Below are 25886 nucleotides of genomic sequence, written 5' to 3'. Positions count from 1 at the left end.
TACTTTACCTATACTAATCTTTACCCATACTGTGCTTTATCTAGGCATTAACCATAAGTAGTTAATAAGGAGTGAAGACATGCAAGCAGAAATACACCGAATGGCTAGCCTATTCGCTCAATTAGGTTTGCCATCTGAACCTAAGGCTATTATCAGTTTTATACAAAGCCACAAGTTAGCAGCCAATGTTGCTATTGAAGATGCGCCGTTCTGGCAGCCTAATCAAGCGGCATTTATACGCGAATCTTTAAAGGAAGATGCTGAATGGTGTGAGGTTATAGATGAGCTTAATATATTGCTGCATTAACTCCGGTGCTAACATCAGCAATATATTAGCCTAATTATCACCCAAGCTATATTACAAATATTGATAGGCTTTATCACCCCAGCCAACTAATTTGTCTTGCTTAAAAATAAGAGGTGTACACTCGTCTTTTGTCGTTTTACCGTCACTTTTCATATGATGAGTACGGTAAAAAAGCACCTGAATAGTTTCGCCTTCCTTTGTAAAGGTTTCACTAAAGTCGGGGGCACCCATTAAACTACGAATATGCTCAGCTGATAAGTCTAGCGTTAGTTGATTAACCTGTTGTTGATTATGGCGTTGGGTTTTCTCCCAACTGCTATCACCAACGGTATCATTATCATTCTTACCGCCAACGGCAACAACGCAGCCCGATAACGCTAACACTAAACCTGAAGTGACAATAAGTTTTGCTATCATAATGTTTCCTTTAATTATTATTTAAATTAATTTTTTAAATGATTATATATGAAAAGCGATACAGCAATAGATATGCCATAAAATAACCAGAATTAAAACAACAACTTAGAAAGATAGCACTACTTTTATTTGAATAAGAGTGGTAAATTTCACTACTTCTTAGTCAAACAGGTTGCCACAATGTCAGACTCGGTACTCTTACTACAACAGGTTGCTGCCCAGCTAATACAAGAGGGTAAAACGCCTAATCTGGCATTATTTCGCGCTCGTTTAGCCGGAAAAGTAGCCCCCGCTCAACTTTTTACTGCTTACCAACATTGGCGGGCTAACCCTATTGCCATAAGCCCCTCTTCTACCCAGCTACAGGAAATAACGAGCCCTACAAGCAACCAAGATACGGCGAAGCTAGAACAGAATATCAAAAGCAGATTAGAGCGTGTTGAAGCTAAATTAGATCGGATCCTAAGCCTGCTGGAGTCACGCTAATGTATGTCGCTGAATTAACCTTTAGTGTTATTGCCGATACTGACTTTAATCGAGCTGAAGTGGCTATTCGCCGTTATATAGAAGCCTTAATTTTTAATGGCCAAGTATTAGGCCGAGAATTCCCGACTGCCTGGTTACAAGACAGTTTTAGCTGCCGTGTTGTTTTACCGCATAATGAGGCCTTAATGGCGAAACATCATAGCCCAAAAGCCACAGCAGCGTTAAATCAATTAGGCTCTGCAGGGCTAGCTTACCCGAAGCTGGCAATTTTGGGCATGGATCTGATGTCGCAACATACCGATCCCTGTGCAGCGCCAGCAAGTTACATTTTGTATACTCGTTTTAGCGATACCTGTTCACCGCTGCGCTGCGCCGAGCATTTAGCCCCAGTACCACTATATTTACTTAATAGCACTGAATCAGATTTTGAACAGCTGATCCGATGGCAACTGCAATACCAAGCCTTAGACGAAATACAAATGCAACAAACACGGGTGTTAAATAAAACGGCTGAGCGCAGCCTGCAACAACTTAATAGCCAGCTTAACCGCCAAGGCCGAGCTTTAGCCAAAAAACTTGAACTTAGTATGCAAATGCCAGTTTATTACGCGCTATATAGTGGTACTAGCACAGACTGTGCAAGTGAACAGAATAAGCGTTGCCCCAGCTGTCACTGTGAGTGGAAACTCGCTGAACCTCTAGCTGAGCTATTTGATTTTCAGTGCCAAAACTGTCGTTTAGTCAGTAACATAGCCTGGGAATGTCAAAGCCCCTCATAAGCACATGGCTGCAACTGGGTGAAAAACTCGGCTAAGTTTGCAGCCAATTTTTCCGTCACTTCTTGGCCTACTCGCTCTAAGAACACTTCGCCAGTGCTATTTAAAACGCTCAGTAAAATATCATCATCTTCTGTGGTGGCAAAAAACACGGTTTCTTGCTGCTTTAAACGCCGTTTCATTAAAATATGGCCAATAATATTCTCTTGTAAGCGGTTTAAATCATCGTTATTCCATACCATCAATAAAGCCAATTTACCTTTTGGGTGCTCTGCGGCTAAACCTGCACCAAAATAGGTTTGATAAAAGGTTATAATATCAGGGTGTAAGGTTAGCTCTAAGGCTTGCTCAACATTAGAAAAGTCAGCTTTAGGCTGCTGTAAAACAGGCTGCCACTGCACAGTACCATCAACAATATCATTTACTTGGCACTGCGATGGACTCTTAGGATCGGCCCAGGTTATTAAGGTCAGCTTTTGCTGTTGATGCCAAAGCAAAGATTGCTGAATAAAATCTGCATAATTACTACTTAAGGCCACAGGATCTTCCATCTTGGTTTATGGTAAACTTAGGCTATTGTACCCTTAACTTCTAACTGATGACAAAGCCGATATGAGCAACGACTCTCTTGATCCATTAGCAGCTTTAAGCCTAGGTAAAGCGACTGAGTATCACAGCCAATATGATGCCACTTTGCTACAGTCTGTGCCTCGCAGTTTAGGCCGTGATGCCTTGGCTTTAGATAATAACGCCCTGCCTTTTGTTGGCCATGATATTTGGCACGGCTATGAGTTATCTTGGCTTAACAGCAAAGGCAAACCGCAAGTCGCTTTAGCCACCTTTACTGTGCCCTTTGACTCTGAGAATCTCATTGAGTCTAAATCTCTTAAGCTATACTTAAATAGTTTTAACCAAAGCCGCTTTGCCGATTTAGGCCAAGTTTACCAATGCTTACAACAAGATTTATCTAAGTGCGCGGGCAAAGCAGTGACAGTAAGCTTACATCATGTTAATGAACTAACCGCTTTTCAGCCTACTTGGTTGCCTGGTTTTTGTATTGATGATCAAGACATAGAGGTGAGCCAATATAACTATGATGTTAACTTACTTAAACTTACAGAAGATGCTGTTATTGTTAATGAAAAGCTACATTCGCACTTACTTAAGTCAAATTGTTTAATTACATCCCAGCCTGACTGGGCTAGTGTATATATTGATTATCGCGGTCGTCAGATTGATCACGAAGCCTTACTACGCTATTTAATTAGTTTTCGTAATCATAATGAGTTTCATGAGCAATGTGTTGAGCGAATATTTCTTGATATTTGGACTCGCTGCCAGCCCGAGTATTTAGCCGTTTATGCCCGCTATACTCGCCGCGGTGGTTTAGACATAAACCCATGGCGTTGCAGTGAAAAAAGACTGCCACCCACAATACGTTTAAGCCGACAGTAAATATCGCTTTTAATTGGTTTAACGATATACTCAACTTAGTAAGCTATGTTATCGCTAATATAGGACATTATTTTGCAAAACGATCAAACAAAACTTGAAAAGGCTATTCAAGCACGTAGATTACTAGAAGAGACTTATGAAGCTCAATTTACTATTTTAGCTCAGTTTGTATCGCGTTTATCTTTAGCTTGCAAAGGGATTGATACTGAACTTGATAACCGACTAGCTAAGCTACGTACTGAGTTAAACCGAGGCACTGATTTAGAAACACTCTTACCCTTTATTGAAACAACCAGCGTTAGCTTGCAACAATTAGAAGCAAAACATCAACTTGAACTGCAAAAAGTGCAGCAAGGCTTAACTAACGCCGGTAAATATTTACAGCTACAAAAAGGCTTGCCAGATCAGCTAAGACGTGAATTGCGCTCTTTGCTAGTCAGCGTAGAGCAACCCTCAGCTTCAATGCATGCCTTTTTACCGCATTTATCTAAGTTATCAGAGTTATATCAAACCGCTTTACAAGCTAAAGCAAGTTTAAAACAAAGTAAGTCTGATTATAAAGAAAACCATCAATATATTGAAATTTGTCAGAAAATTAGCCAAGAGCTGATGAACTTATTAAGTGAGCTGGCATTTTCTGAAGAGTCGGCACAAGAAATTGATCACATCAGAGATAGTTTACTTGGCGAGCTGAATATTGAAGGTTTACTCCAAGCTTGTTTAAAAACAATTACCGTTATTGTTCACAGTATTAATAACGAACGCCAGTCTGCAGAGCACTTTTTATTAAATCTTAATGACGCTTTGTCTAGTGTACAACAGGCCGTGATCACCTCTGTTTCTAGTTCTAATGAGTTGCAATCGCAACTTAACAAGTTTAATCAGCAAATTAGTACTCAAATAAGTCACTTATCAAAAGACAGCCATAACGCAACCTCTTTAGAACAATTAAAAAGCTTGGTTAATGATAAGCTTTCGGCCATATCGTTATCATTAGCGCAAAAACAAAAAACGGAGCAACAACATAGGCAACAAACAGTCGACACCTTAAATACGATGAGCCAGCGTTTACAAGAATTAGAACAAGAGGCCGTGACATTTAAACAACGCATTGCTGAGCAAAACTTCCGTAGCTTGCAAGATGCATTAACCCAGATCCCTAATCGTGCTGCTTTTGATGAACGTTACCTCTTGGAAATTAAACGTGCTCAGCGCTATAAAACGCCTTTATGTGTAGTCATTGCTGATGTTGATCACTTTAAAAGTATTAACGATAACTATGGTCATAATGCGGGGGATAAAACTTTAAAGCTAATCGCGAAAGCATTACAAAGCTCACTGCGTGAAACCGATTTTATTGCCCGCTATGGTGGTGAGGAGTTTATATTTTTATTTCCCAAAACCTCATTAACCAATTTAAAAGTGCCTTTAAATAAAATACGAGAAAAAATTGCTAATATTCCATTTAAATTTAAAAACGTTAGAGTACCTATAACTATTTCGATCGGTGCAACTCAACTCGGCAACTCGGATACACAGCAAAGTGCCGTTGACCGTGCCGATAAAGCATTATATGAAGCCAAGCATTCAGGTCGTAATCTGGTTATTTTAAAATCAACATCAGACACTGTGACTGACTGACTTTAGACAAGGAATTTCTATGCACGTGCAGTTAAACCCTCTAGGTTCAATGGATTTACTATCTCAATTAGAAGTCGACAAGTTAAAACAAAATACCGAGAAAGCTACTTTTCAGCTATTTAGAAATTGCTGCTTAGCCGTATTAAACGCAGGCAGCCATACCGACAGTTCAGCTGAGATTTATGAGCAGTTTCAAAACTTCAGTGTTAACTTACTTAGCCGCGAGCGCGGCATTAAGATAGAACTTTTTAATCCCCCTGAAGATGCTTTTGTTGATGGTAAAATTATAAAAGGGATCCATGAGCATCTCTTTGCTGTTCTAAGAGATATTTTATTTTACCACTCTAGACTACAAAACCAGAAAAGCTGGCTTGATCTTAGCAACAGTAGTCATGTTACTCATGCCGTATTTGATATTATGCGTAATGCCCGCGTGATTGACGGCACCAATGAGCCTAATTTAATCGTTTGCTGGGGTGGTCATTCTATTAGTGATACCGAATATAAATACACTAAAGAGGTGGGCTATCAACTTGGCTTGCGTGGTTTGGACATTTGTACAGGCTGTGGTCCGGGCGCAATGAAAGGCCCGATGAAAGGTGCGACTATTGGCCATAATAAACAACGTATTTATAATGGTCGCTACTTAGGTATCACAGAACCAAGCATTATCGCCGCAGAGCCGCCTAACCCCATTGTAAATCAACTGGTTATTTTACCTGATATAGAAAAACGCTTAGAAGCTTTTGTTCGCACCGCTCATGGGATAATTATTTTCCCAGGTGGCGCCGGTACTGCTGAAGAGATATTGTATTTGCTCGGTATAATGCTGCACCCAGATAATGCCTTACAGCAACTACCCATTATTTTAACTGGCCCTAAGCAAAGTGAAAGTTACTTTAACTCTTTAGTCTATTTTATAGAGCAAACCTTAGGAGCAGAAGCCTTAGCATTAATAGAGGTTATTATTGATGATCCAATAGCAGTTGCTCGCAAATTAAAACAAGCCAATAAGCAAGTTCGAGACTATCGGTTACAAGTAGGCGATGCTTACCATTTTAACTGGACTTTAAAAATAGAAGATGACTTCCAACAGCCATTTTTACCTACCCATGCTAACGTCGCTAGATTAGACTTACACTTAAACCAAAGTAAAGCCAAGTTAGCCGCCAATTTACGTCGTGCATTTTCTGCCGTTGTTGCTGGAAATGTCAAAGAAGAAGGTATTAAGGCAATCCGTGAGCAAGGACCTTTTGTTATTAGTGGCGATGCAAAGCTGATGCAACTTATGGATACGCTATTACAGGAGTTTGTTGTTCAAGGCCGAATGAAGTTACCTGGTTCAACCTATACCCCCTGCTATCGAGTGGTTAAATAAATGGTTCATCTGCTATTGATAGATGCAATGAATTTAATTAGACGCATATATGCAGTGCAAGAACGCCCCTATGCGCCTTTAGCTGACGAAGTTGCTGATACCACTAAAGCACAAATTGTGACCAATACCGAACAAACATTACGGCAATCTTTGCTACGGTTACAACAGGAACTAAAACCTAGTCACGCCGCTTTAGTCTTTGATGGCCAAAGCAGTTACTGGCGACGGCAGCTATTTGCTGATTATAAAGCTAATCGTAAGCCCATGCCTAGTTTGCTTGCCGATGCGTTACCAAGGCTGCAATTAGTTGCCAAAGAACTCGGTTTTGTTTCGCTGCAACAGCAAGATTATGAGGCAGATGATATTATTGCCTCTATAGCCACACGCATGGCTAAACATCAGCAGCAGGTAACCATTGCCTCAACCGATAAAGGCTTTTTACCTTTACTGTCGCAGCAAATTCAAATCTACGACACTTTTAATCGACAATATAATAGCTCTGACTCAATTCATGAGAAATTTGGCGTTCAACCTTCCCAGCTGGTTAGATATTGGAGCTTAGTGGGTGACAGTACTAACAACATTCCAGGGGTACCAGGCATTGGCCCTAAAACAGCGCTGGAAGTTTTAGCCTTAGCCAACACTTTTAGCCAAGCGGTTCAACATGAGAGTTGTCATAAAAAAACGGCTGAAAAATTAATTCAACATAAAGCAGACATTCTGGTCTTTATGCAAATTTTAAGTTTAAAAACCGATGTTGAAATGGGTATTAATTTACAGGAGCTACGTCTTGAATCTAACTTGGCTTAGCCAGATAAATCTACGTCACTGCGTTGCTAGCACTAAAGCAAAATTACTCTGCTTTTTGTTATTAGGTGTCGGCAGTTATTTACTATTAACTCTAATAGTTGTATTTTTTTATCAAGATAATACCGAACAAATGAACTGGGTTGACCGTGAGGCCTTTAATAACAAGGTTATCGCAAAATATAAGCCCTATTCAGGATTAATGCAGACAGAGATAATACAACGATTAGGTAGTCCTGATATCACCGAAGCCATTAAAACTAATGCCGACCTATATCAAATTTTATATTATCGCAGTAATAGAAATAACCCGGATGGCATCACAACTGCAGATGAGTGCACCGCCTTACTGTTAAAAAACCGTCAGCTTATCGCCATAGGGCCTGATGCTGTAAATCAATTTTCAGCAGTAAAACAATATGAAGATAGATAATGAACAATCACCGTGGCAACGTTATAGTCAGCTGTACTTAATACAGCTAAGCCTGCTAAAACAAAATCAACCCCAAACTCAGTTAGAAACACTCAGTCAACAATTAACTGAAGCTCGATTAGCCTTAGTTGAAAAGCCGAGCCAGGTATTAAAATTTCAAGATCAACTAACCCCAGCCTTAGCTAGAATCGAACTGATTTATATTTGGTGTATAGAAAAACAATGGCCTACACCTATTACAACCTTATTACTCAATGCGAGCTTTTGTAGCAGCCTTAATGCCGACATGATGGCAGAGCATAATAAGACCACGACAAAATACCCTGCACTAGCCTGCATTAAATACCAGCAGCAAAGTTTGCCCAACCCTATAATCACACTACTAACTCATTGCTATGCCAATCAGCGTAAGCTTGCATACTATAAGCAAAACCCATTAAGTGCCCTACTTACTTTAGCGGAGCGACTGACAAACTTTACAAGCCTCACAACACCTACAGTTATAAACCTAGCTTTGTTACGCCAGCAAATAGGGTTATGTATTCTGTCTAGTCGTTGTGAATTAGAACTTAACTTATTGGCGATACTTGCTAACTACTTACAGCCTAAAGCTAAAGAAATCATTGCTTTAGCCCCTTTATTATCTGAACATTCAATAACAGCAAGTTTACCTTTAGAAGAATATAGTCAATTAGAAAGCTATCTCTCCCAATACCCTGTCATGGCAGGTTATATAATGCGTCGTGCATCACAACTTAATCGTAAAAAGCAGCCTATAAATCAAATTAAACTCGCAATTTCTCTGCTGGGTTTAAATGCATTACCTTTGTTACTAGCCACAGCTGAGATTAAGCAACAACTTGCAGATCTTATGCTACCTAACCACGAAGTTTTAGACCAATTTAGCCGTTGTTTTGCTGTGGCTATACATTTACTCCTACCCGGCGACTTGACTAAAGATAAAGCAGATTTAGTCTGCTATTGTCTTTGCGCGCCTCTTTGGCTTAATCAGCAAAATTATTTACAAGCCTTAGTTAAGGTTAAGCCAAATTCTTCAGCTCAATTAAACTTGCCTTTTACAACACGGCTAAGTGAAACGCGTTATATAGATAACCTTCGCACAATTTTGCCGCGCTATGAGCTCGAACACTGGTTTCTCCCCACAACAGAACTAATACATTATCTAAATCGTCAGCCGACTCAATTAACCTCAAGCAGCTTAGTTTTATTAACCGCTTGGCAAGCAGCAAAAATACTTTTAACGGGTATAACAGACAAGAATCTCGTTTCGCTACAGCAATTATTAAACCGCTTTCAACAATTAACATCAGCCAACTTTAGTTATCAAGCCGATGAACTATGTCAAAATATCGCTACCTATAGTAATTGCTACTGCCCCATAACCTTGTCGTTATAATTTAGCAGCAACCTTTTCGCTGCCAGCATAAACATTCACCTCACTTATAAGCATTATAACCAATGACATATAAGCTACAGCCCTTGTAAACTAGCGCATACATCAAATAAATGCTATATTCTTCCGCATTCTCAGAGGCCCATCAGTGGCTCTCTCTTGCATAAAAAGCTAAGGATCTCCCATGAGTAATCAAACTATCACTGTCATCAAAGGTGATGGCATAGGCCCGAGTATTGTTGAAGCCGCAATTCAAGTATTAGATAAAGTGGGCTGTAACTTTACTTATGAATATGTTGACGCAGGATTAATCGCATTAGAGAAAACCGGTGAGCTTTTACCCCAAGCTACGCTAGATGCAATTGCTCGAAACAAGATAACCCTAAAAGGCCCACTCACTACGCCTGTAGGTGATGGTTTTACGTCTATTAACGTAACGTTACGCAAAAAGTTTAGTTTATACTCTAACGTTAGACCCGTTATTTCATTTAAAGGCACTAAGGCGCGTTACGAAAATATTGATATTATTACTATTCGTGAAAATACAGAAGGCATGTATTCAGGCCATGGCCAAGTGGTCTCTGAAGACGGTATGGTTGCAGAAGCAACAAGTATTGTCACTCGTGAAGGTGCTGAGCGTATAGCCGTTTTTGCTTTTGAAACCGCCCGCCGCGAAAAACGTAAAAAGGTCACTATTGTTCACAAAGCCAATATCTTGAAATCTACTTCAGGCTTATTTTTAAAAACTGCGCGTGAAGTGGCAGGACGTTATCCTGATATTGAAGTGCAAGAGATGATAGTCGACAATGCTTGCATGCAGTTAGTTATGAATCCACAACAGTTTGATGTTATTGTTACAACAAACTTGTTTGGCGATATTTTATCTGATTTATGCGCTGGTTTAGTAGGTGGCTTAGGTATGGCGCCGGGGGCAAATATTGGTACTGACTGCGCTATATTTGAAGCCGTCCATGGTAGTGCACCTGATATTGCAGGTAAAAACTTAGCTAATCCTAGCTCAGTGATTTTAGCTTCGATCCAAATGCTTGACTATTTAGGCGAGCAAGAGAAAGCCTTAAAAATTCGCAATGCCTTAGCCGATGTCATTGCAAAGGGTGATCGTACCACACGCGATTTAGGTGGCAATTATGGCACAACAGACTTTACAGCTGCTATGTTAGAGCGTTTATAATTTAAGCTGCATCAGATCAAAATAAAAAAGGCGCCATAAAGCGCCTTTTTTTTAAAATCTATATTCGGAGCAATAATGGCTACAACTCAAGCAAACAATCCGCTACACGGTATAACATTAGAACAAATTGTTACTGCCTTAGTCGCTCATTATGGCTGGCAAGCATTAGCTGAAAAAATAGATATAAACTGCTTTAAATTAGATCCTTCAATAAAAAGCAGTCTAAAGTTTCTGCGCCGCACACCTTGGGCAAGAGATAAAGTAGAGCAGCTTTATGTTAATACAAAGCTAAATAACTAATTTAAGTTGCTAGCAATCAACTAATGGCTAGCTTTCTCTACTAATGGCTGGCTATAGGCCAATTCCATATCCCAAGGCAGCTGGATCCAAGTATCTTGTTCTATATCTGTAATATACTTATCCACTAAGGGTTTACCTTTTGGTTTGGCATAGACAGTAACGAAATAGGCTTTAGGAAATAGTTCACGCAATACCTTTGCGGTTTCACCGGTATCAACTAAATCGTCAACCACTAATAACTTTTCACTATCTTCAATACTAGCTTGCTTTAGTACTTGCAGCTTGCCTTGCTTATTATGATCATAACTTGCAACACAAACGCTATCGACTAAACGAATATTGAGTTCTCTAGCCAAAATTGCGGCCGGAACCAAGCCACCTCGACTCACCGCAATAATGCCGGTATAGCCACCATCAATTAGCTGATGAGCAAGTTCTTTTGTGGCACGATGAAAAGCTTCCCAAGAGACATAAAACTGCTTATTTTTAGATAAAGACATGTATTAACCTGTATATTGTCACAATTTACATTAAATTATAAACAGCCTAGCGCCACTTCAACCATTTCATTAAAGCTTGTTTGGCGTAGTTCTGCACTTAATGACTCGCCGGTACGAATATGATCGCTAACGGTGAAGATAGATAGCGCATTAATACCATACTCAGCAGCAACACCATATAAACCAGCGGCTTCCATCTCAACGGCTAAAACGCCATATTTTTCTAGCCTATCAAACACGGTTGGATCAGGGTTATAAAATAAGTCAGCGGTAAAAACATTGCCTACTTTTACATTGATCCTATTCTCTCTAGCCGCACTAACCGCCTTCTCTAGTAAGGGATAACTAGCAATAGCCGCAAAATCCATTCCGCCTAAACGATTACGATTGACATTAGAGTCAGTGCACGCGCCCATTCCTATTACCACATCACGCACTTTTACTGATAACGGTAAACCACCACATGAACCAATACGAATAATATTTTTAACGCCATAGAATTTTGCCAGTTCAGTAGCATAGAGTGACATAGATGGGATCCCCATACCGGACCCTAATACACTGACAGCTTTACCTTTATAGTTACCGGTATAACCCAGCATATTACGAACAGTGTTAACACAAACAACATCTGTTAAAAATGTTTCAGCTATATGTTTAGCCCGAAGCGGATCGCCAGGCATTAAAACGGTTTGCGCAAAAGAACCTTCATCTGCATTAATATGCGGTGTAGCCATAATATTCTCTCATCATTTAATTAATAGTAAGCCAAATTAGCCCTTGTTAAAAAAATTAAGTTAAGCCTAATTCAGATAAAAAAGATTCGCCATAAGGCATGGGCTCCAAACTAAAGTAAGCCGCTAACGTTTGGCCGATATCGGCAAAGCTGTTGCGCTTTCCTAAATTAACCGCTTGGGTACCAGGTTGATATACCAATACCGGGATATATTCACGAGTATGCTCTGTTCCTGGCCAAGTTGGATCGCAACCATGATCAGCAGTTAAAATTAATAAGGTATCCTTATCGCAAGCCGCCATAATTTCAGCTAAGCGGCCATCAAAATACTCTAAGGCTTCACCATAACCTATAGGATCGCGTCGATGACCATAGTTTTGATCAAAGTCGACTAGATTAGTGAAGATAAGACTGTTATCAGGCTGCTGAGTCATTTGCGCTAAGCTAGTGTTCACTAACTCCTCTAGACCTGTCGCCTTAATATTAGTGCTGATCCCTTGGTGGGCAAAAATATCTGCTATTTTACCAATACTAATAACCTGACCGCCGGCTTTGCTTAACTTATCTAAGACTGTCGGTTCAGGGGGTAATACCGAAAAATCACGCCGGTTACCTGTACGGGCATAATTATCCGCATTGTCACCTAAAAATGGCCGGGCAATTACTCTACCAATATTATATTTATCTAATAACTCGCGCGCCACTAAACAAAAATCGAGTAAAGCTTCTAACCCAAAATGCTGTTCGTGCGCCGCAACCTGAAATACGCTATCAGATGAGGTATAACAAATGGGTTTACCTGTTTTAATATGTTCATCGCCTAACTTAACTAGAATGTCAGTACCAGAAGCATGGCAGTTTCCCAATATGCCACTGACGCCGGTACGTTGACATAACTCTTGGATCAGCTCATCTGGAAAACTATTGGTTTTCTTTGCAAAATACCCCCAATCAAACAATACTGGCACGCCTGCCATCTCCCAGTGTCCACTTGGCGTATCTTTACCACTACTGAGCTCTTGAGCATAGCCATAGCTGCCTTTAAGTTGATCTACATCAGCAACCTTAGGCTGCAAGCCTAAACTGGCCTCTGTGGCGGCTTTAACTAAGCCTAAAGAGCTTAGATGTGGTAATGCTAACTGCCGCCCCTTTTGCTTTACAAACTCTGACGCTATGCTGGCAAAAGTATTAGCTCCAACATCATTAAACTTGGCAGCATCGGCTGAATAGCCAATGCCAAAACTGTCTAGAACAAGAATTACTGCTTTAGCCATATCTGTGACTCCACTGATGTTCGAATAATACTCTAGCCTAAGGCGCGGTTACTTGCGTGATACCAAGACATTTTATTGAACTGGCTTAGCATCTGTCGCTATGACTTGCGATTATACTGCTAAAAATGAAAAACCCGCTAAAAGCGGGCTTTTCATCGCTAATAACCGCTATTTAGGCAATGTTTGATAACCCATATTATATAGCGTAAAGCTAAATATATCGGCCATTTGCTCAATTTGCTTTGACACTGGTGTTCCAGCGCCATGCCCCGCATTCGTTTCAATACGAATTAACTGCGGATTTAAACCGGCATCTTTGGCTTGTAATTCTGCCGCAAATTTAAATGAATGTGCAGGTACAACTCGATCATCATGATCAGCTGTCGTGACTAAGGTAGCAGGATAAGCCACATCTTGCTTAACATTATGAACCGGTGAGTAAGCATGTAAGTAATCAAACATCTGAGCGCTTTGCTCACTGGTGCCATAATCATAAGCCCAACCGGCACCCGCTGTGAAAGTGTGATAACGCAGCATATCCATAACGCCAACGGCAGGTAGCGCTACTTTTACTAAGTCTGGCCGTTGGGTCATCACTGCCCCTACTAATAAGCCGCCGTTAGAGCCGCCACGTATCGCTAACTTTTCGGCAGACGTATAACCTTGCTTTTGTAAATATTCAGCTGCAGCAATAAAGTCATCAAATACATTTTGTTTTTGCATTAAAGTGCCAGCTTTATGCCATTCTTTACCGTATTCACCACCACCACGTAAATTAGGGACAGCATAAACGCCACCTAACTCCATCCACACAGCATTAGTTACCTTAAAATTTGGGGTTAAGCTAACATTAAAACCACCATAGCCATACAAAATGGTTGGGTTAGACCCATCACGTTTTAAGCCTTTTTTATAGCTAATAATCATTGGCACTTTAGTGCCATCTTTTGAAGTATAAAATACCTGTTCTGACACAAAGTTATCACTTGCAAACTTAGCGCCTGACTCTTTATAAACTTCTGATTTACCACTTGTTGCAGCATAACGATAAATCGTTGGCGCCGTTGTATAGTTATCAAAACTATAATACAAGGTATCGTCTTGCTTTTTACCTGCAAAACCAGCCACGCTGCCTAAGTCTGGCAATTGAATATCACGAATTAAATTACCGTCGTAATCGAATTGTTGCACTTTCGAAATAGCATCAACCATGTATTCAGCAAAAAGATAACCAGCTCCTGTACTAACACTTAGCACATGCTCAGTGTGCGGAATAACATCTTGCCAATGTTCAACAGCAGGATTAGCCGCATTCACTTTAACTACTTTTTTATTCGGGGCATTTAAGTTAGTGACCAGCAATAAGCTATCACCATCACTATCTAATAAATCGGTATCAGAGTCAGTATGGTCTAATATAGTAACTAATGGACTATTAGGCTTAGTTAAGTCCTGTAAAAACAGCTTATTTCCAGAAGTTGAAACAGCAGCTGAAATTAATAAGTAACGGCCATCATCTGTTACAGAGCCACCAACATAACGGTGCTTCTGAGCATCAGTAGCACCAAAAACAACTTTATCTTGCTGCTGTGAAGTACCTAACTTATGGTAATAAAGCTTATGTTGATCTGTTTTAGCTGACAACTCGCTACCATCTGGCTTGTCATAGCTTGAGTAGTAAAACCCTTCATTCCCAACCCAGCTGATGCCACTAAATTTAACATCAACTAATTCAGGCTCTAGCTGCTGCTTCGTTTCTACATCAATAATAAAAACCTTACGCCAATCACTACCGCCTTCAGAAATAGCATAAGCAGCTAAAGAGCCATCTTTAGAGAACGTGACTCCAGCCAATGAGGTTGTGCCGTCTTCACTGAACGTATTTGGATCAAGAAATACCTCACTGCTGCCATCTTCTAATTGGCGATATAAAACATATTGATTTTGTAAGCCATCATTTTTATAAAAATAGGTGTGCTTACCTTCTTTAAAAGGAGCACCTACTTTTTCATAATTCCATGAAGCGGTTAATTTTTGTTTAATTTGCTCTCGGTATGGGATCTGTTGCAAATAATTAAAGGTCACTTTATTTTGCGCTTTAACCCAAGCTTCAGTTTCTACACTGCGATCATCTTCTAACCAACGGTACGGATCGGCCACCTTTTGTTCAAAATACTGGTCAACTACATCACCTTTATGAGTCGTAGGATAAGTTACAGCTGAAATTGTTTGCGGCATAGTCACTGTCGTTTCGCTAGTTGAAACTTTATTGTTATCTGCACTGCCACAGGCAGTTAATAAAGAAAGAGTTAGAATACTAAGGGCGTACTTCATCGCTGAAAGCTCCAATTTATTGTTGTAATATCTCAGAGCAGCTTAACAAAGAAGCCTAAGCTTGCCTATTAGCAATAATGTAAAAATAGCATTGCGTAATAAGAACAATAAACCCGAACGAGATTTGAGTTCTCAAAAACAAAAAAACCAGCCTAAGCTGGTTTTTTTGTTTATTTATGGTGCCCAGACCCGGAATCGAACCAGGGACACGAGGATTTTCAATCCTCTGCTCTACCGACTGAGCTATCTGGGCAAAAATGGTGCCGCTTATCCGAGTCGAACGGATGACCTACTGATTACAAGTCAGTTGCTCTACCAACTGAGCTAAAGCGGCTACGATTTAATCGTAATTTTTTTAATGCTGTTTTTTGTAACACAGGTTAAACGTTTAACGTTTATCTGTCAAAATATTACAGGCACCAATTTATTCAATGGTGCCCAGACCCGGAATCGAACCAGGGACACGAGGATTTTCAATCCTCTGCTCTACCGACTGAGCTATCTGGGCAACGCGGGACGTATTAAACGGATTTTGCGCTATTAAGTCAACAGATATTTTTACTAACCTGACTGTTAGCTTATAAGTTAACCAAATACGATTAATTAAGCTGTAGTTTTAGCAATCAACTATGCTATTTTGCAAAAGTTGTTAAAATAGTCTTCAGTCGATAAATCTGCTTAAGTTAAGCTACAAAAATGGATTAAAAATGAAAAACTCGTCATTTAGCCAACCAATTTTAAAAAGGTTAGCTTTACTAACGCTGATTACCTTGTGCCTTCAAGCCGGTTTACTTTTCTTAATTACCTTGCCGGATCCAGCAAAAAATGAAAACGCTATCGAGCGACTTGAAACTGAAACTAAAATGCTCAGCCGCGTATTAGTGCCCTACTTACAGCAAGACGATCATGCCCAAGCTGAACAAATGTTACTGCAGAGTCGTAACGGTGACTCACTACGTGCTCTTTATTTATATCAAAATAAAAGCAAGAGTAACAATGTTGAGTTAATCGCTAACACCAGTAATGTGCAAGGCTATGCACCAGAGCCTAAATGGCAGAACCTTAGCCAACAACAAGATAATTATCTAATTAGTCAGCAAATTATTGAAATCAACGGTAAAGCTCAGGCTTTGTTGGTCTATATTCAAAAAACAATCCCAGCGACGCCTGTACCTTTCTTTATAGTATTTATCCTGTCTTTGTTGTTAGGTATTATTTTAAGCTTTTTATTTTCTAGACATATAGCAACCTTTTTTAGTCGTCGTTTATCCCCTTTAGTCAGCGGCACTCGTCAGGCGTTAGATAAAGAGCAATATTATGGCAGTTTAGACAGCCACGCTCAGGATGATTACGGTGTTTTAGCCGGCTATATTAATCAGTTGTTCCGCCGTATCGAGCAGTCTCATGAAGATTTCGCTGAATCAGAAGCCAATATTGCTAATTTGAAGCAAGAAGTTGAACAGCAGATTAAACAACGTACTGAAGCGTTACAAACAGCAAAATTAGCCGCAGAAAAAGCAAATGAAGCGAAATCAACATTTTTAGCAACCATGAGTCATGAAATTCGCACTCCGATGAATGGCATCATTGGCACTGTTGATCTACTACGTAAAACTTCGCTATCGACATCACAATTTCGCATGTCAGATACCATAAGAGAATCTTCATTTTCATTACTGCGTATCTTAGATGACATTCTCGATTTCTCTAAAATAGAAGCGGGCAAATTAGAGCTAGAGACAATACCGCTTTCTATAACTGAAACCATAGAAGCTGTTGGCCGGATCTTAGTTTCTGTCGCCCATCAGCGACAAATTGATTTAAAGCTATTTATTGATCCAAAAATTCCTGAAGGATTGATTGGCGACCCAGTACGATTACGACAAATTTTATATAACCTTGCTGGTAATGCGATTAAATTTACTAATACAACCAGTGACAAAGTCGGCTTAGTAATGATTAAAGCCGAGTTACTAGAAGAGAATCTAGACTTTAGCCAAATTCAATTTAGTGTGATTGATAATGGTAAAGGCATGACACAGCGTCAGTTAAATTATGTGTTTCAGCCCTTTAATCAAGCCGAAGGCTCTATTACTCGTAAGTTTGGCGGTACCGGCCTAGGCCTATCTATTTGTCAGCGCTTAGTCACCTTAATGTATGGCGAAATAAATGCCCAAAGTGAAATAGACAAAGGTACAGAGTTCTCGGTTCGCATACCAATGCGTCGTTCTAACGAGTTGGAGTACATTGCAAAAGAGTTATTAAATAACATCCATATTTGCTTCTTTACAACCGATGAATTTAACCGTGAGCATCTGCAAAAATATTTAAGCTATGCTGGTGCAGAGCTAGATTATGTCAGCAGTATTAAAGCCTTAAATCAACGCGTGACTAAACAGCAAATACTGCCACCGAAAGAAGCTGCTGTCTGGGTGTTAGATGCAACTTATGAACAAATATCATTAACTGAAATAGAACAATTACAACAGCACGAGAGCATGAGTCAGGTTAAGTTTGTTGTAATAACTAACCAAGTTGAATTATCAGAGAAAAGTAATGATAAAGTCTATTTCTTACATAGCGCACCAATTTGCCGCAGTCATTTATATGATGCCATTTTAATTGCGGCTAATCGCAAGCCGAAACCGGCTTATCACGCAACAAATTCAACTGAAATTAAACAAGCTCCTTCAATTAACGATGCTAAAAAGCAACGACGCTTAGTACTGCTAGCTGAAGATAACATTATGAATCAACGTGTTATTGTTGATCAACTTAATGCCTTAGGTTATGCCGTTGAAGTCGCTGATGACGGTGCTATTGCGCTTGATATGTGGCGTCGCTATCACTACCCCTTGATTTTAACTGATCTACATATGCCAAATATGAGTGGTTATGATTTGGTCACGGCCATTAGAAAAGAAAGCTTACACTTAAGTGAAGGTGCAGAATTTACTCGTATTATCGCCGTGACAGCAAATGCGCTTAAAGGTGAAGAGCAAAAATGTTTAAGCCTGGGTATGGATGGCTATATTACTAAACCAATTGAACTTGCTACATTAGAAACCATGATGGAGCATTGGTTGCCGCAAGATGCTGCGGCTAAGCGTATTCTAGCGGAAATAAATCTTAAGGATACACATCCTGCACCGATTTGCTTCACAACAATGGCAAACTATTTAGGCAATGATCCAGACAAACATGAGCAGCATCTAAATAATTTTATTAAAAATAGTTCTGATTTGCTAAAGCAACTTGAACAACACACTCAGAACCAAGATAGAAGTTTAGTCCGCTCTATTGCACATCAATTAAAGTCCACAGCAAAAAGCGTAGGTGCTTTAACGCTGAGCGAGCAAGCCTTAAAGTTAGAAAAGGCAGCAGAGCAAAGCGATTGGTCTGTTATTAATGAGTTGATTCGTATGATAAATCAACATTATCAAGAAGTCGTAAGTTACGTTGAGCAGCGTTACTAAAAACTGATATGTTGATCAAAAATAAAGGCAGCTATAGCTGCCTTTATTATTTTTAGAACCTAGAGACCTTTAAAAGTACATCAAAACTGATTCATAGTATTATCTTTACCACCAGCCTTTAATGCTGCATCACCAGAGAAGTATTCTTTATGATCATCCCCAATATCTGAGCCTGACATATTTTGGTGTTTAACACAGGCAATATTTTGTCGGATTTCTTTGCGTTGTACACCAGCAACATAACCCAACATACCCGCATCACCAAAATACTCTTTTGCTAAGTTATCAGTGGATAACGCTGCAGTATGGTAAGTAGGCAAGGTAATTAAATGATGGAAGATCCCTGCTTCTCTTGCGGCATCGGCTTGAAATGACTGAATACGCGCATCAGCCTCTTTAGCTAAAGCCGTAACATCATACTTAACATCCATCAGCTTAGCTCGCTCATAATTCGAAACGTCTTCACCCGCTTCTTGCCAAGCATCAAACACTTGCTGACGAAAATTTAGGGTCCAGTTAAATGATGGACTATTGTTATAAACCAATTTTGCATTAGGCACGACTTCACGAATACGATTCACCATTTGGGCTATTTGCCCCACATGCGGCTTTTCTGTTTCTATCCACAGTAAGTCAGCGCCATGCTGTAATGAGGTAATACAATCAAGCACTACACGATCAACACCCGTATTTGCTTTAAACTGGAATAAACCACTCGCTAAACGCTTGGGCTTTAATAACTTACCATTAGCTTTAACAACTACATCACCATTAGCAATATCCGCAGCGCCATTAATAACATCACCATCTAGGAAACTATTGTATAAATCACCTAAATCGCCAGCTTGTTTCGTTACTGCAATTTGCTTAGTTAAGCCTGCACCTAATGAGTCGGTTCGGGCGACTATGATGCCATTATCTACGCCTAGCTCTAAGAATGCATAGCGAATAGCGTTAATTTTAGCTAAGAAGTCAGCATGAGGTACAGTCACTTTACCGTCTTGATGGCCGCATTGTTTTTCATCAGACACCTGATTTTCAATTTGAATAGCACAAGCACCGGCAGCTATCATTTTTTTAGCAAGAAGATAAGTCGCTTCTTCATTACCAAACCCAGCATCAATATCGGCTATAATTGGTACAACATGGGTTTCAAAGCTATCTATTTTTTGCTGCACTGCTGCTACTTGGCTCGCACTTTTTGTAGCCTTAGCCGCATCTAGCTCACGAAATAAGCCTCCTAATTCACGCGCATCGGCTTGCTTTAAAAATGTATATAATTCCTCTATTAATGCAGGCACTGAGGTTTTTTCATGCATAGACTGATCTGGCAAAGGGCCAAAGTCTGAACGTAATGCCGCTATCATCCAACCAGATAAATATAAGTATTTCCTTTTAGTGCTGCCAAAGTGCTTTTTAATTGAAATAAGTTTTTGTTGACCTATAAAGCCATGCCAACAACCCAGTGATTGCGTATAAGCACTAGGATCTGCATCATAAGCAGCCATATCTGCCCGCATGATGTCTGCGGTATAGCGAGCAATATCTAGTCCGGTAAGAAAGCGGTTTTGCACTTGCATTCTAGCAGCCGATTCTGGGTTAATCGCAGCCCAAGCAGCACCATTTTTTTGGCGTAGTTGGCTTATTTTCTGTATTGCATCTTGGTACGCTGACATAGTTGCATCCTCTTATAATTTTTGTATATAGCGTCTTAAAGCTAACGGGCTATAGGTCAGTCTTGCCTAGTTGATTAATACTATAGATGCGAAACAGAAGATTCATATAGCTAATTCCAATGATTCTTATCATTCATAAAATTTATAGCCAATTAAAATTAAAGTTTACTTGACGCTGAACACAGCTTGCTGCCTATAATTCAGTATTCTTATTTTATAACCCTGAGTCATAGATAAAATGAATATCAAAAAGATGGATCTAAATTTATTAGTTTATTTAGATGTTTTACTTAGAGAAAAAAATGTTACTAAAGCAGCAGGCCAGTTAAATATCACGCAACCAGCGATGAGCAATGGTTTAAAGCGGCTGCGAAATTTATTAAATGATCCTATTTTAGTTCGTACTTCTGAAGGTATGGTTCCAACAGAAAGAGCTCGTGAGCTTGCCCCTATAGTGCGTGGCGTACTACTAACATTAGAAGAAACCTTACAGCCCAATAAAGACTTTGAACCAGAACAAAGCCAACGGGTGTTTAGAATTATGGCCAGTGATTACGCTGCATCAACCTTAATCCCGGTGTTATTAAAAAAAATGCGCGTATTAGCTCCTAATACCAGCCTAGATATTATGACGCCATCTGATGTTAACTTTCATGATGTTGAAAACGGTAAAGTCGATATGGCAATAAATCGCTTTGATCAACTACCACAATCTTTTCATCAAAAAACCGTTTGGCGTGACACCTTTTCATGCTTGATTAATGCTAAAAATCCTGTATTAGCGCGTTTTAACTTAGATAGTTATTTAAAAGCACAGCACATTTGGGTTAGTAAAACCGGTTTTGGCGTTGGGGTTGGTATGGATCCCAAAGATGTACAAAAACTTGGCTGGGTAGATGAAGCGTTAGCCCATTTAGGTAAACAACGTAATATCTCTGTTTTTACTCGTAACTATCATGTCGCCATGCATTTATCAGTAGGAATGGATTTGATTGCCACTTTACCAACACGGGCTGCACGCTTGTATGAAAATGATCCATCAATGGCCATTATGGATCCTCCCTTTGTTATCCCTGCAATCGAGCTAAAAATGATATGGAGCCCATTATTGCATCAAGATGCCAGTCATATTTGGTTTAGACGTTTGATTACTGAGGTTGCTGAGGAGCTAAATTAAACTTTACCATCAGCGATAAAACCAGCAGGCGTGGCGGCTTAGTCGCCTGCTAGTGTTATTCACTCGGCTAATAATAATTAGTGTAATAATTCATAAGCGGGCAACGTCAAAAAATCGACTAATTGATCAGAGGTAGTAATGTCTAGCAATAGTTTTTTAGCTTGGCTAAAGCTATTGCAGGCCCACACGGCTTCCCCTACTTCATCCCGCACTACTGCAGCCTCTTGCTCTAACATAGTACTAAATAGCTGTTTAGTAATTAACTGGCCATTACTTAATGTCTTTTTATGTTGGATCCATTGCCAAATAGATGTTCTTGAAATTTCAGCTGTCGCTGCATCTTCCATTAAGCCATAAATAGGCACACAGCCTTTACCACTTATCCAAGCTGCAATATATTGTAATGCCACCCGAATATTTGTTCGCATACCTTGCTCGGTTCTTTCCCCCGCACAAGGCTGTAATAAATCTGCCGCTGTTATCGGCGCATCATGCTCACGCAACACATCTAATTGGTTAACTCTTGTGTCACTAAGGTAGTTATCAAGTACCCCATTTACTGTTGCGGCTAATCCAGGGTGAGCAATCCAAGTGCCATCATGACCATTTTTCGCTTCTAATTCTTTATCTGCTTGTACCTTAGTTAAAATAGCTTTGTTCTCAGCTTCATCTTTAGTAGGAATAAGTGCAGCCATTCCGCCCATAGCCAAAGCGCCACGTTTATGACAGGTTTTAACTAATAAACGGGAATAAGCATTTAAAAATGGTTGCTGCATTGTCACTACTTGCCTATCTGGCAAAATTCTATCAGCATGATTCTTTAACGTTTTAATATAGCTAAATATATAATCCCAGCGGCCACAGTTCAGTGCCACTATATGATCTTTTAACATATATAAAATCTCATCCATCTCGAACACGGCAGGCAAGGTTTCTATTAAAACAGTCGCTCGTATACAGCCAACCTTTTGGCTAAATTTCTGCTCGGTATAACGAAAAACATCAGCCCACCATTTAGCTTCTTGGTGGGTTTGCAGTTTAGGTAGGTAGTAATAAACACCGGTGCCTTTCGCTATACGCGTTTGATAGTTATGCAAAAAATACAAGGCAAAATCGACTATAGCACCGGGCACTGGCTCACCATCAGCAATGAGATGCTTTTCCCATAAATGTAAGCCACGCACTCTAGCAATTAACAACGCGGGATCTGGATCTAACTGATAATACTTACCCGACTTTTCATCGGTATAGTTAATAGTCCCTAAGTTCGCATCACGTAAATTAATCTGCCCCGCCATTAAACCTTGCCAACTTGGCGCTTGCGAGTCTTCAAAGTCAGCCATAAATACTTTTACATCAGCGTTTAGGGCATTGATAATCATTTTACGATCCACCGGCCCAGTAATTTCAACTCGCCTATCTTGCAAATCAGCAGGAATAGGGGCAACTTGCCACTTTGACTGTCTAATTTCTGCCGTCTCGGCTAAAAAATCAGGCAGCTGCCCGCCATCATATCTTTTTTGCACCTGTTGCCGTTTAGCAAGCAACTGTTTTAAACCAGGCCGAAACTTCCTAGTTAATTCAACAAGCAGCTTGCAAGCATCCGGGGTTAAAATTTGCTGATATTCAACAGTAAGTGGTGCATTAATACATAATTCAGCTTGGGTAGTGGTTGTCATAGTAGTCGTCCTAATTACTGGCTTAGCTTTTAATTTATAAGCCTCTAGCTTGCACTAAATAGTTTTTAACTATAATACCTATCAACCATAAAGCATATTAATACCAATAATCCCTATCATTCACATTAAATATGATTAGATTTAATTAACTCTATAAAAGTTGGCACACATTGTGCTTAATCCTTTATGAGTAAATTGACGCTGCACATTGTGTCAAATTAATGTCAGAGGTAGTTATGGAATTTGTTCTATTATTGATTCTACTGTTAGTGATAGTGGTTGCTTTGGTTGCTAATCGATTTGCATCTAATGACAATCCCTTTCCAGTGCAAAAACGCACCAGCATTTTTAGCCCAGTTGAACGGGCGTTTATGCAATTGCTAGAGCAAGCTGTTAATAATGAGTACAAAGTATTAAATAGAGTTAAGCTAGCTGATATTATAGAAATTAAATCAGGTGTTAGTGATAAAACACGTAGCAGTACCTTGCGTAAGCTAAATGCAAAATATTTAGACTTTGTATTGTGCAATCCTAGTGATATGAGCGTGGTTGCTGTTATTGACTTAGTTAACAATACTAATAAAGATGGCCATAAAGCCATTCCTGACTGGTTTGTTAATGGCGCCTTAGATGCTGCAGCTATGCCCTATTTAAGAATGAAAATTAAAACAGGCTATACTGTAAACGAAATTCAAGCTGTGATTGCCAATAAGCTAGGTAAGGTTGTCACTAAACCTGAAGCCACTTTAAAAGGTTTAGTGAAAAAAGGCCCAACAAGACCAGTACGATCGTTAAGGCCAACAACTAGCGGCAATACTATGCCGGTACCGGCGTTATCGCACTCACAAATTAAGGCGCAGCAAACCGCGCTAATACAGGCTTCTTAACGCTTTGGAGAAATGAGTCACTCCGCGCTAAGTTGGAATGCCGCCCGCTGCAACGGGCGGCATTTTTTATGCCTAGAAAAAATAATTAAATTTAATTTTAAAAAAAGCTTAAGTTTTTCTGTGCATTGCCGTTAGACTGGAACAGAGTATTGTCATAGGAGGTAACTATGAGTCAATCTGTAGGATCTACTGCATCAGCACAAGCTTTTGAAGTTCTTGGTGCCGTAATGGCTAAAAAGCAACAAAATCAAGAAGCTAAAATGGCAACTATGCTAGTTCAAAGTGCCATGCAAAGTGTTGAACAAGTGCAATCTTCTGCACCTGTAGGCAATTTAGGTCAAAACATTAATATTAGTGTTTAATCTGTCAGAAACTAAAAAGCCAGCATAATGCTGGCTTTTTTATATTTCCCAATTAAGTTAGCTTTTATCTTGTTGCTCTAAAAAGCCTTTAAATTCGATTGCGTATAACTTCAATAACACAACCGTTAAAGCAAAAATAATAGGTCCATAGATAACGCCAATTAAGCCAAATAACTGAATACCACCAATTAATGATAAGAAAATCATTAGTGTATTCATATTTGAGCTACCTTGCATTAAAATAGGCCGTAAAAAGTTGTCTATTGATCCGACAACGATAATACCCCAGCCCACTAAAAATGCCGCCCAACCCCATTCACCCGTTAAGCCTAAATACAAAGCAGCAGGTATCCAAATAAGCGCTGTTCCAACCAAAGGAATAAAAGACGCAAAAGCCATCATCGTGCCCCAGAACAAACCGGGCAAGCCCACAATTGACATCGCTATACCACCCGCAACGCCTTGCGCAATCCCAGTTAGAAATGATCCCATAACCGCTGAGCGAGCAACTGACTTAGCTTCTACTAATAACGCATTTTCCTGACTACGCGATAAAGGCACTAACCAATGAAGAGCATCTACCACTTTGTCATGATCGCGTAATAGAAAAAATAAAATAAATAACATCAAAAATAAGCCAAATAGAACACCGGTAATATCACCGACTAATTTAGTTCCCATATCTAATAGTACTTTGCCAAAACTCGATGCAAATTCAGTTAAACGCTGCACTAGATCCTGAGTATTAATGCTATCCGGTAAGTAAGGTTCTATTTTTTGTTTAGTGTTAATAATATAGGGGTTTTGTAGCAGCTTTTCAGCCCCCCCCTTGCTTAGCCATTGATAACTCTGTTTAGTAAACTGAGCCGCTTGCTGAACAATGGCAAAAAATACTAAACCGGCAGGTATTACAATAACCAACACCAAAGTTGTGCAAGACAGCGCCGCAGCTAAATTAGGCTTACCTGGCAACTTTGCTTCTAAGCGTTTATGTAATGAGATGCAAAGTAATGACAGTACAAAAGCCAATACAATGGCACCAACATAAGGTGCTATCAGCAGATAGCTAGCGTAGAGTGCCAGTAACAAAGCAATAATTAATAACCAATGCCTAGGCTCTGCTTTAAATCCTGTCATTACGGCTCAATCCTTTTTCAATAATAAAAGTAGTAAACAACT

At 39.7% G+C, this 25886-nt stretch carries 24 protein-coding genes and 3 tRNA genes; 15 read left to right on the top strand and 12 right to left on the bottom strand.

What is annotated here, in order from left to right:
- Positions 1–79 precede the first annotated feature (79 nt).
- The gene (locus ACRCA4_RS06750; protein WP_433185966.1) at positions 80–307 is read left to right on the top strand and encodes a DUF2789 domain-containing protein; all 228 of its coding nucleotides are present in this window, start codon (positions 80–82) and stop codon (positions 305–307) included.
- 51 nt (positions 308–358) lie between these two features.
- Here the strand turns inward: ACRCA4_RS06750 and ACRCA4_RS06745 are convergent, their stop codons facing one another.
- Complete coding sequence (locus ACRCA4_RS06745; protein WP_433185963.1) at positions 359–724, bottom strand: DUF3192 domain-containing protein; 366 nt, start codon at positions 722–724, stop codon at positions 359–361.
- 180 nt (positions 725–904) lie between these two features.
- Here ACRCA4_RS06745 and ACRCA4_RS06740 point away from each other — a divergent pair, with 180 nt between their 5' ends.
- Complete coding sequence (locus ACRCA4_RS06740; RefSeq protein WP_433185960.1) at positions 905–1210, top strand: hypothetical protein; 306 nt, start codon at positions 905–907, stop codon at positions 1208–1210.
- Entirely contained in the window at positions 1210–1989 is a 780-nt protein-coding gene (locus ACRCA4_RS06735) for a Zn-ribbon-containing protein (protein WP_433185957.1), read from the top strand. The genes ACRCA4_RS06740 and ACRCA4_RS06735 overlap by 1 nt, the downstream gene beginning before the upstream one ends.
- On the opposite strand, the gene syd is transcribed toward ACRCA4_RS06735, so the two are convergent.
- Positions 1974–2525 (bottom strand): SecY-interacting protein, encoded by a 552-nt coding sequence (syd, locus tag ACRCA4_RS06730; RefSeq protein WP_433185954.1) that lies wholly within the window; start codon positions 2523–2525, stop codon positions 1974–1976. The two genes, ACRCA4_RS06735 and syd, sit on opposite strands and share 16 nt — an antisense overlap.
- A 73-nt stretch (positions 2526–2598) precedes the next feature.
- Between syd and queF the strand changes: the two genes are divergently transcribed.
- The 8 genes from queF to ACRCA4_RS06690 all read left to right on the top strand — a co-directional run bounded on the left by queF (position 2599) and on the right by ACRCA4_RS06690 (position 10606).
- Entirely contained in the window at positions 2599–3441 is an 843-nt protein-coding gene (gene queF, locus ACRCA4_RS06725; protein ID WP_433185951.1) for an NADPH-dependent 7-cyano-7-deazaguanine reductase QueF, read from the top strand.
- Positions 3442–3513: 72 nt separating this feature from the next.
- The gene (locus ACRCA4_RS06720) at positions 3514–5082 is read left to right on the top strand and encodes a diguanylate cyclase (RefSeq protein WP_433185948.1); all 1569 of its coding nucleotides are present in this window, start codon (positions 3514–3516) and stop codon (positions 5080–5082) included.
- 19 nt (positions 5083–5101) lie between these two features.
- On the top strand, positions 5102–6460 hold the full coding sequence (gene ppnN, locus ACRCA4_RS06715; RefSeq protein WP_433185945.1) for a nucleotide 5'-monophosphate nucleosidase PpnN: 1359 nt from the start codon (positions 5102–5104) through the stop codon (positions 6458–6460).
- A complete protein-coding gene (gene xni / locus ACRCA4_RS06710; RefSeq protein ID WP_433185942.1) occupies positions 6461–7270 on the top strand; it encodes a flap endonuclease Xni in 810 nt (269 codons plus the stop codon). It begins immediately after the preceding gene.
- Positions 7251–7700: a DUF3192 domain-containing protein gene (locus ACRCA4_RS06705; protein WP_433185940.1), complete on the top strand. Its 450-nt coding sequence runs from the start codon at positions 7251–7253 to the stop codon at positions 7698–7700. The genes xni and ACRCA4_RS06705 overlap by 20 nt, the downstream gene beginning before the upstream one ends.
- Positions 7687–9117 carry a hypothetical protein gene (locus ACRCA4_RS06700; protein ID WP_433185937.1) on the top strand — a complete coding sequence of 477 codons (1431 nt, stop codon included), beginning with the start codon at positions 7687–7689 and terminating at the stop codon, positions 9115–9117. The genes ACRCA4_RS06705 and ACRCA4_RS06700 overlap by 14 nt, the downstream gene beginning before the upstream one ends.
- Before the next feature lie 181 nt (positions 9118–9298).
- Positions 9299–10306 (top strand): isocitrate dehydrogenase, encoded by a 1008-nt coding sequence (locus tag ACRCA4_RS06695; protein ID WP_433185934.1) that lies wholly within the window; start codon positions 9299–9301, stop codon positions 10304–10306.
- 75 nt (positions 10307–10381) lie between these two features.
- Entirely contained in the window at positions 10382–10606 is a 225-nt protein-coding gene (locus ACRCA4_RS06690; RefSeq protein ID WP_433185931.1) for a VF530 family DNA-binding protein, read from the top strand.
- 20 nt (positions 10607–10626) lie between these two features.
- Here ACRCA4_RS06690 and gpt read toward each other — a convergent pair whose 3' ends face one another.
- From gpt to ACRCA4_RS06655, 7 genes are all read right to left on the bottom strand, one after another.
- Entirely contained in the window at positions 10627–11106 is a 480-nt protein-coding gene (gene gpt / locus ACRCA4_RS06685) for a xanthine phosphoribosyltransferase (RefSeq protein ID WP_433185928.1), read from the bottom strand.
- 35 nt (positions 11107–11141) lie between these two features.
- The gene (gene deoD, locus ACRCA4_RS06680) at positions 11142–11843 is read right to left on the bottom strand and encodes a purine-nucleoside phosphorylase (RefSeq protein ID WP_433185926.1); all 702 of its coding nucleotides are present in this window, start codon (positions 11841–11843) and stop codon (positions 11142–11144) included.
- Positions 11844–11898: 55 nt separating this feature from the next.
- Positions 11899–13116 (bottom strand): phosphopentomutase, encoded by a 1218-nt coding sequence (locus ACRCA4_RS06675; RefSeq protein WP_433185923.1) that lies wholly within the window; start codon positions 13114–13116, stop codon positions 11899–11901.
- A gap of 168 nt (positions 13117–13284) precedes the next feature.
- Entirely contained in the window at positions 13285–15450 is a 2166-nt protein-coding gene (locus tag ACRCA4_RS06670) for a prolyl oligopeptidase family serine peptidase (RefSeq protein WP_433185920.1), read from the bottom strand.
- 177 nt (positions 15451–15627) lie between these two features.
- A tRNA-Phe gene (locus ACRCA4_RS06665) sits at positions 15628–15703 on the bottom strand.
- Between the two features lie 5 nt (positions 15704–15708).
- A tRNA-Thr gene (locus ACRCA4_RS06660) sits at positions 15709–15784 on the bottom strand.
- Positions 15785–15882: 98 nt separating this feature from the next.
- Positions 15883–15958 (bottom strand) — tRNA-Phe (locus tag ACRCA4_RS06655).
- A gap of 199 nt (positions 15959–16157) precedes the next feature.
- On the opposite strand from ACRCA4_RS06655, the gene ACRCA4_RS06650 reads away from it, so the two are divergent.
- Complete coding sequence (locus tag ACRCA4_RS06650) at positions 16158–18926, top strand: ATP-binding protein (RefSeq protein ID WP_433185918.1); 2769 nt, start codon at positions 16158–16160, stop codon at positions 18924–18926.
- Between the two features lie 80 nt (positions 18927–19006).
- Here ACRCA4_RS06650 and ACRCA4_RS06645 read toward each other — a convergent pair whose 3' ends face one another.
- The gene (locus ACRCA4_RS06645) at positions 19007–20602 is read right to left on the bottom strand and encodes an isocitrate lyase (protein ID WP_433185915.1); all 1596 of its coding nucleotides are present in this window, start codon (positions 20600–20602) and stop codon (positions 19007–19009) included.
- A gap of 253 nt (positions 20603–20855) precedes the next feature.
- Here ACRCA4_RS06645 and ACRCA4_RS06640 point away from each other — a divergent pair, with 253 nt between their 5' ends.
- Positions 20856–21779, top strand: coding sequence for a LysR family transcriptional regulator (locus tag ACRCA4_RS06640; RefSeq protein WP_433185912.1), 924 nt, complete (start codon positions 20856–20858; stop codon positions 21777–21779).
- A gap of 77 nt (positions 21780–21856) precedes the next feature.
- On the opposite strand, the gene aceB is transcribed toward ACRCA4_RS06640, so the two are convergent.
- Positions 21857–23458: a malate synthase A gene (gene aceB / locus ACRCA4_RS06635; protein WP_433185909.1), complete on the bottom strand. Its 1602-nt coding sequence runs from the start codon at positions 23456–23458 to the stop codon at positions 21857–21859.
- Positions 23459–23694: 236 nt separating this feature from the next.
- Here aceB and ACRCA4_RS06630 point away from each other — a divergent pair, with 236 nt between their 5' ends.
- Entirely contained in the window at positions 23695–24345 is a 651-nt protein-coding gene (locus ACRCA4_RS06630; protein WP_433185907.1) for a DUF2726 domain-containing protein, read from the top strand.
- Positions 24346–24512: 167 nt separating this feature from the next.
- Positions 24513–24707 carry a hypothetical protein gene (locus tag ACRCA4_RS06625; protein WP_433185904.1) on the top strand — a complete coding sequence of 65 codons (195 nt, stop codon included), beginning with the start codon at positions 24513–24515 and terminating at the stop codon, positions 24705–24707.
- Between the two features lie 57 nt (positions 24708–24764).
- Here ACRCA4_RS06625 and ACRCA4_RS06620 read toward each other — a convergent pair whose 3' ends face one another.
- Positions 24765–25844 carry an AI-2E family transporter gene (locus ACRCA4_RS06620; protein WP_433185901.1) on the bottom strand — a complete coding sequence of 360 codons (1080 nt, stop codon included), beginning with the start codon at positions 25842–25844 and terminating at the stop codon, positions 24765–24767.
- Between the last annotated feature and the right edge of the window lie 42 nt (positions 25845–25886).

The sequence above is a fragment of the Rheinheimera sp. WS51 genome (genome assembly GCF_050936095.1).
In the GTDB taxonomy this organism is placed as follows: Bacteria; Pseudomonadota; Gammaproteobacteria; order Enterobacterales; family Alteromonadaceae; genus Alishewanella.
This window is presented reverse-complemented; position numbering and strand designations above follow the sequence as displayed.

What these genes read in the sequence shown, in the direction of transcription:
- ACRCA4_RS06750 (WP_433185966.1), top strand. Translation starts at nt 80, where the DNA reads ATGCAAGCAGAAATACACCGAATGGCTAGCCTATTCGCTCAATTAGGT.
- ACRCA4_RS06745 (WP_433185963.1), bottom strand. Translation starts at nt 724, where the DNA reads ATGATAGCAAAACTTATTGTCACTTCAGGTTTAGTGTTAGCGTTATCG.
- ACRCA4_RS06740 (WP_433185960.1), top strand. Translation starts at nt 905, where the DNA reads ATGTCAGACTCGGTACTCTTACTACAACAGGTTGCTGCCCAGCTAATA.
- ACRCA4_RS06735 (WP_433185957.1), top strand. Translation starts at nt 1,210, where the DNA reads ATGTATGTCGCTGAATTAACCTTTAGTGTTATTGCCGATACTGACTTT.
- queF (WP_433185951.1), top strand. Translation starts at nt 2,599, where the DNA reads ATGAGCAACGACTCTCTTGATCCATTAGCAGCTTTAAGCCTAGGTAAA.
- ppnN (WP_433185945.1), top strand. Translation starts at nt 5,102, where the DNA reads ATGCACGTGCAGTTAAACCCTCTAGGTTCAATGGATTTACTATCTCAA.
- xni (WP_433185942.1), top strand. Translation starts at nt 6,461, where the DNA reads ATGGTTCATCTGCTATTGATAGATGCAATGAATTTAATTAGACGCATA.
- ACRCA4_RS06700 (WP_433185937.1), top strand. Translation starts at nt 7,687, where the DNA reads ATGAAGATAGATAATGAACAATCACCGTGGCAACGTTATAGTCAGCTG.
- ACRCA4_RS06695 (WP_433185934.1), top strand. Translation starts at nt 9,299, where the DNA reads ATGAGTAATCAAACTATCACTGTCATCAAAGGTGATGGCATAGGCCCG.
- ACRCA4_RS06690 (WP_433185931.1), top strand. Translation starts at nt 10,382, where the DNA reads ATGGCTACAACTCAAGCAAACAATCCGCTACACGGTATAACATTAGAA.
- gpt (WP_433185928.1), bottom strand. Translation starts at nt 11,106, where the DNA reads ATGTCTTTATCTAAAAATAAGCAGTTTTATGTCTCTTGGGAAGCTTTT.
- deoD (WP_433185926.1), bottom strand. Translation starts at nt 11,843, where the DNA reads ATGGCTACACCGCATATTAATGCAGATGAAGGTTCTTTTGCGCAAACC.
- ACRCA4_RS06675 (WP_433185923.1), bottom strand. Translation starts at nt 13,116, where the DNA reads ATGGCTAAAGCAGTAATTCTTGTTCTAGACAGTTTTGGCATTGGCTAT.
- ACRCA4_RS06670 (WP_433185920.1), bottom strand. Translation starts at nt 15,450, where the DNA reads ATGAAGTACGCCCTTAGTATTCTAACTCTTTCTTTATTAACTGCCTGT.
- ACRCA4_RS06650 (WP_433185918.1), top strand. Translation starts at nt 16,158, where the DNA reads ATGAAAAACTCGTCATTTAGCCAACCAATTTTAAAAAGGTTAGCTTTA.
- ACRCA4_RS06645 (WP_433185915.1), bottom strand. Translation starts at nt 20,602, where the DNA reads ATGTCAGCGTACCAAGATGCAATACAGAAAATAAGCCAACTACGCCAA.
- ACRCA4_RS06640 (WP_433185912.1), top strand. Translation starts at nt 20,856, where the DNA reads ATGGATCTAAATTTATTAGTTTATTTAGATGTTTTACTTAGAGAAAAA.
- aceB (WP_433185909.1), bottom strand. Translation starts at nt 23,458, where the DNA reads ATGACAACCACTACCCAAGCTGAATTATGTATTAATGCACCACTTACT.
- ACRCA4_RS06630 (WP_433185907.1), top strand. Translation starts at nt 23,695, where the DNA reads ATGGAATTTGTTCTATTATTGATTCTACTGTTAGTGATAGTGGTTGCT.
- ACRCA4_RS06625 (WP_433185904.1), top strand. Translation starts at nt 24,513, where the DNA reads ATGAGTCAATCTGTAGGATCTACTGCATCAGCACAAGCTTTTGAAGTT.
- ACRCA4_RS06620 (WP_433185901.1), bottom strand. Translation starts at nt 25,844, where the DNA reads ATGACAGGATTTAAAGCAGAGCCTAGGCATTGGTTATTAATTATTGCT.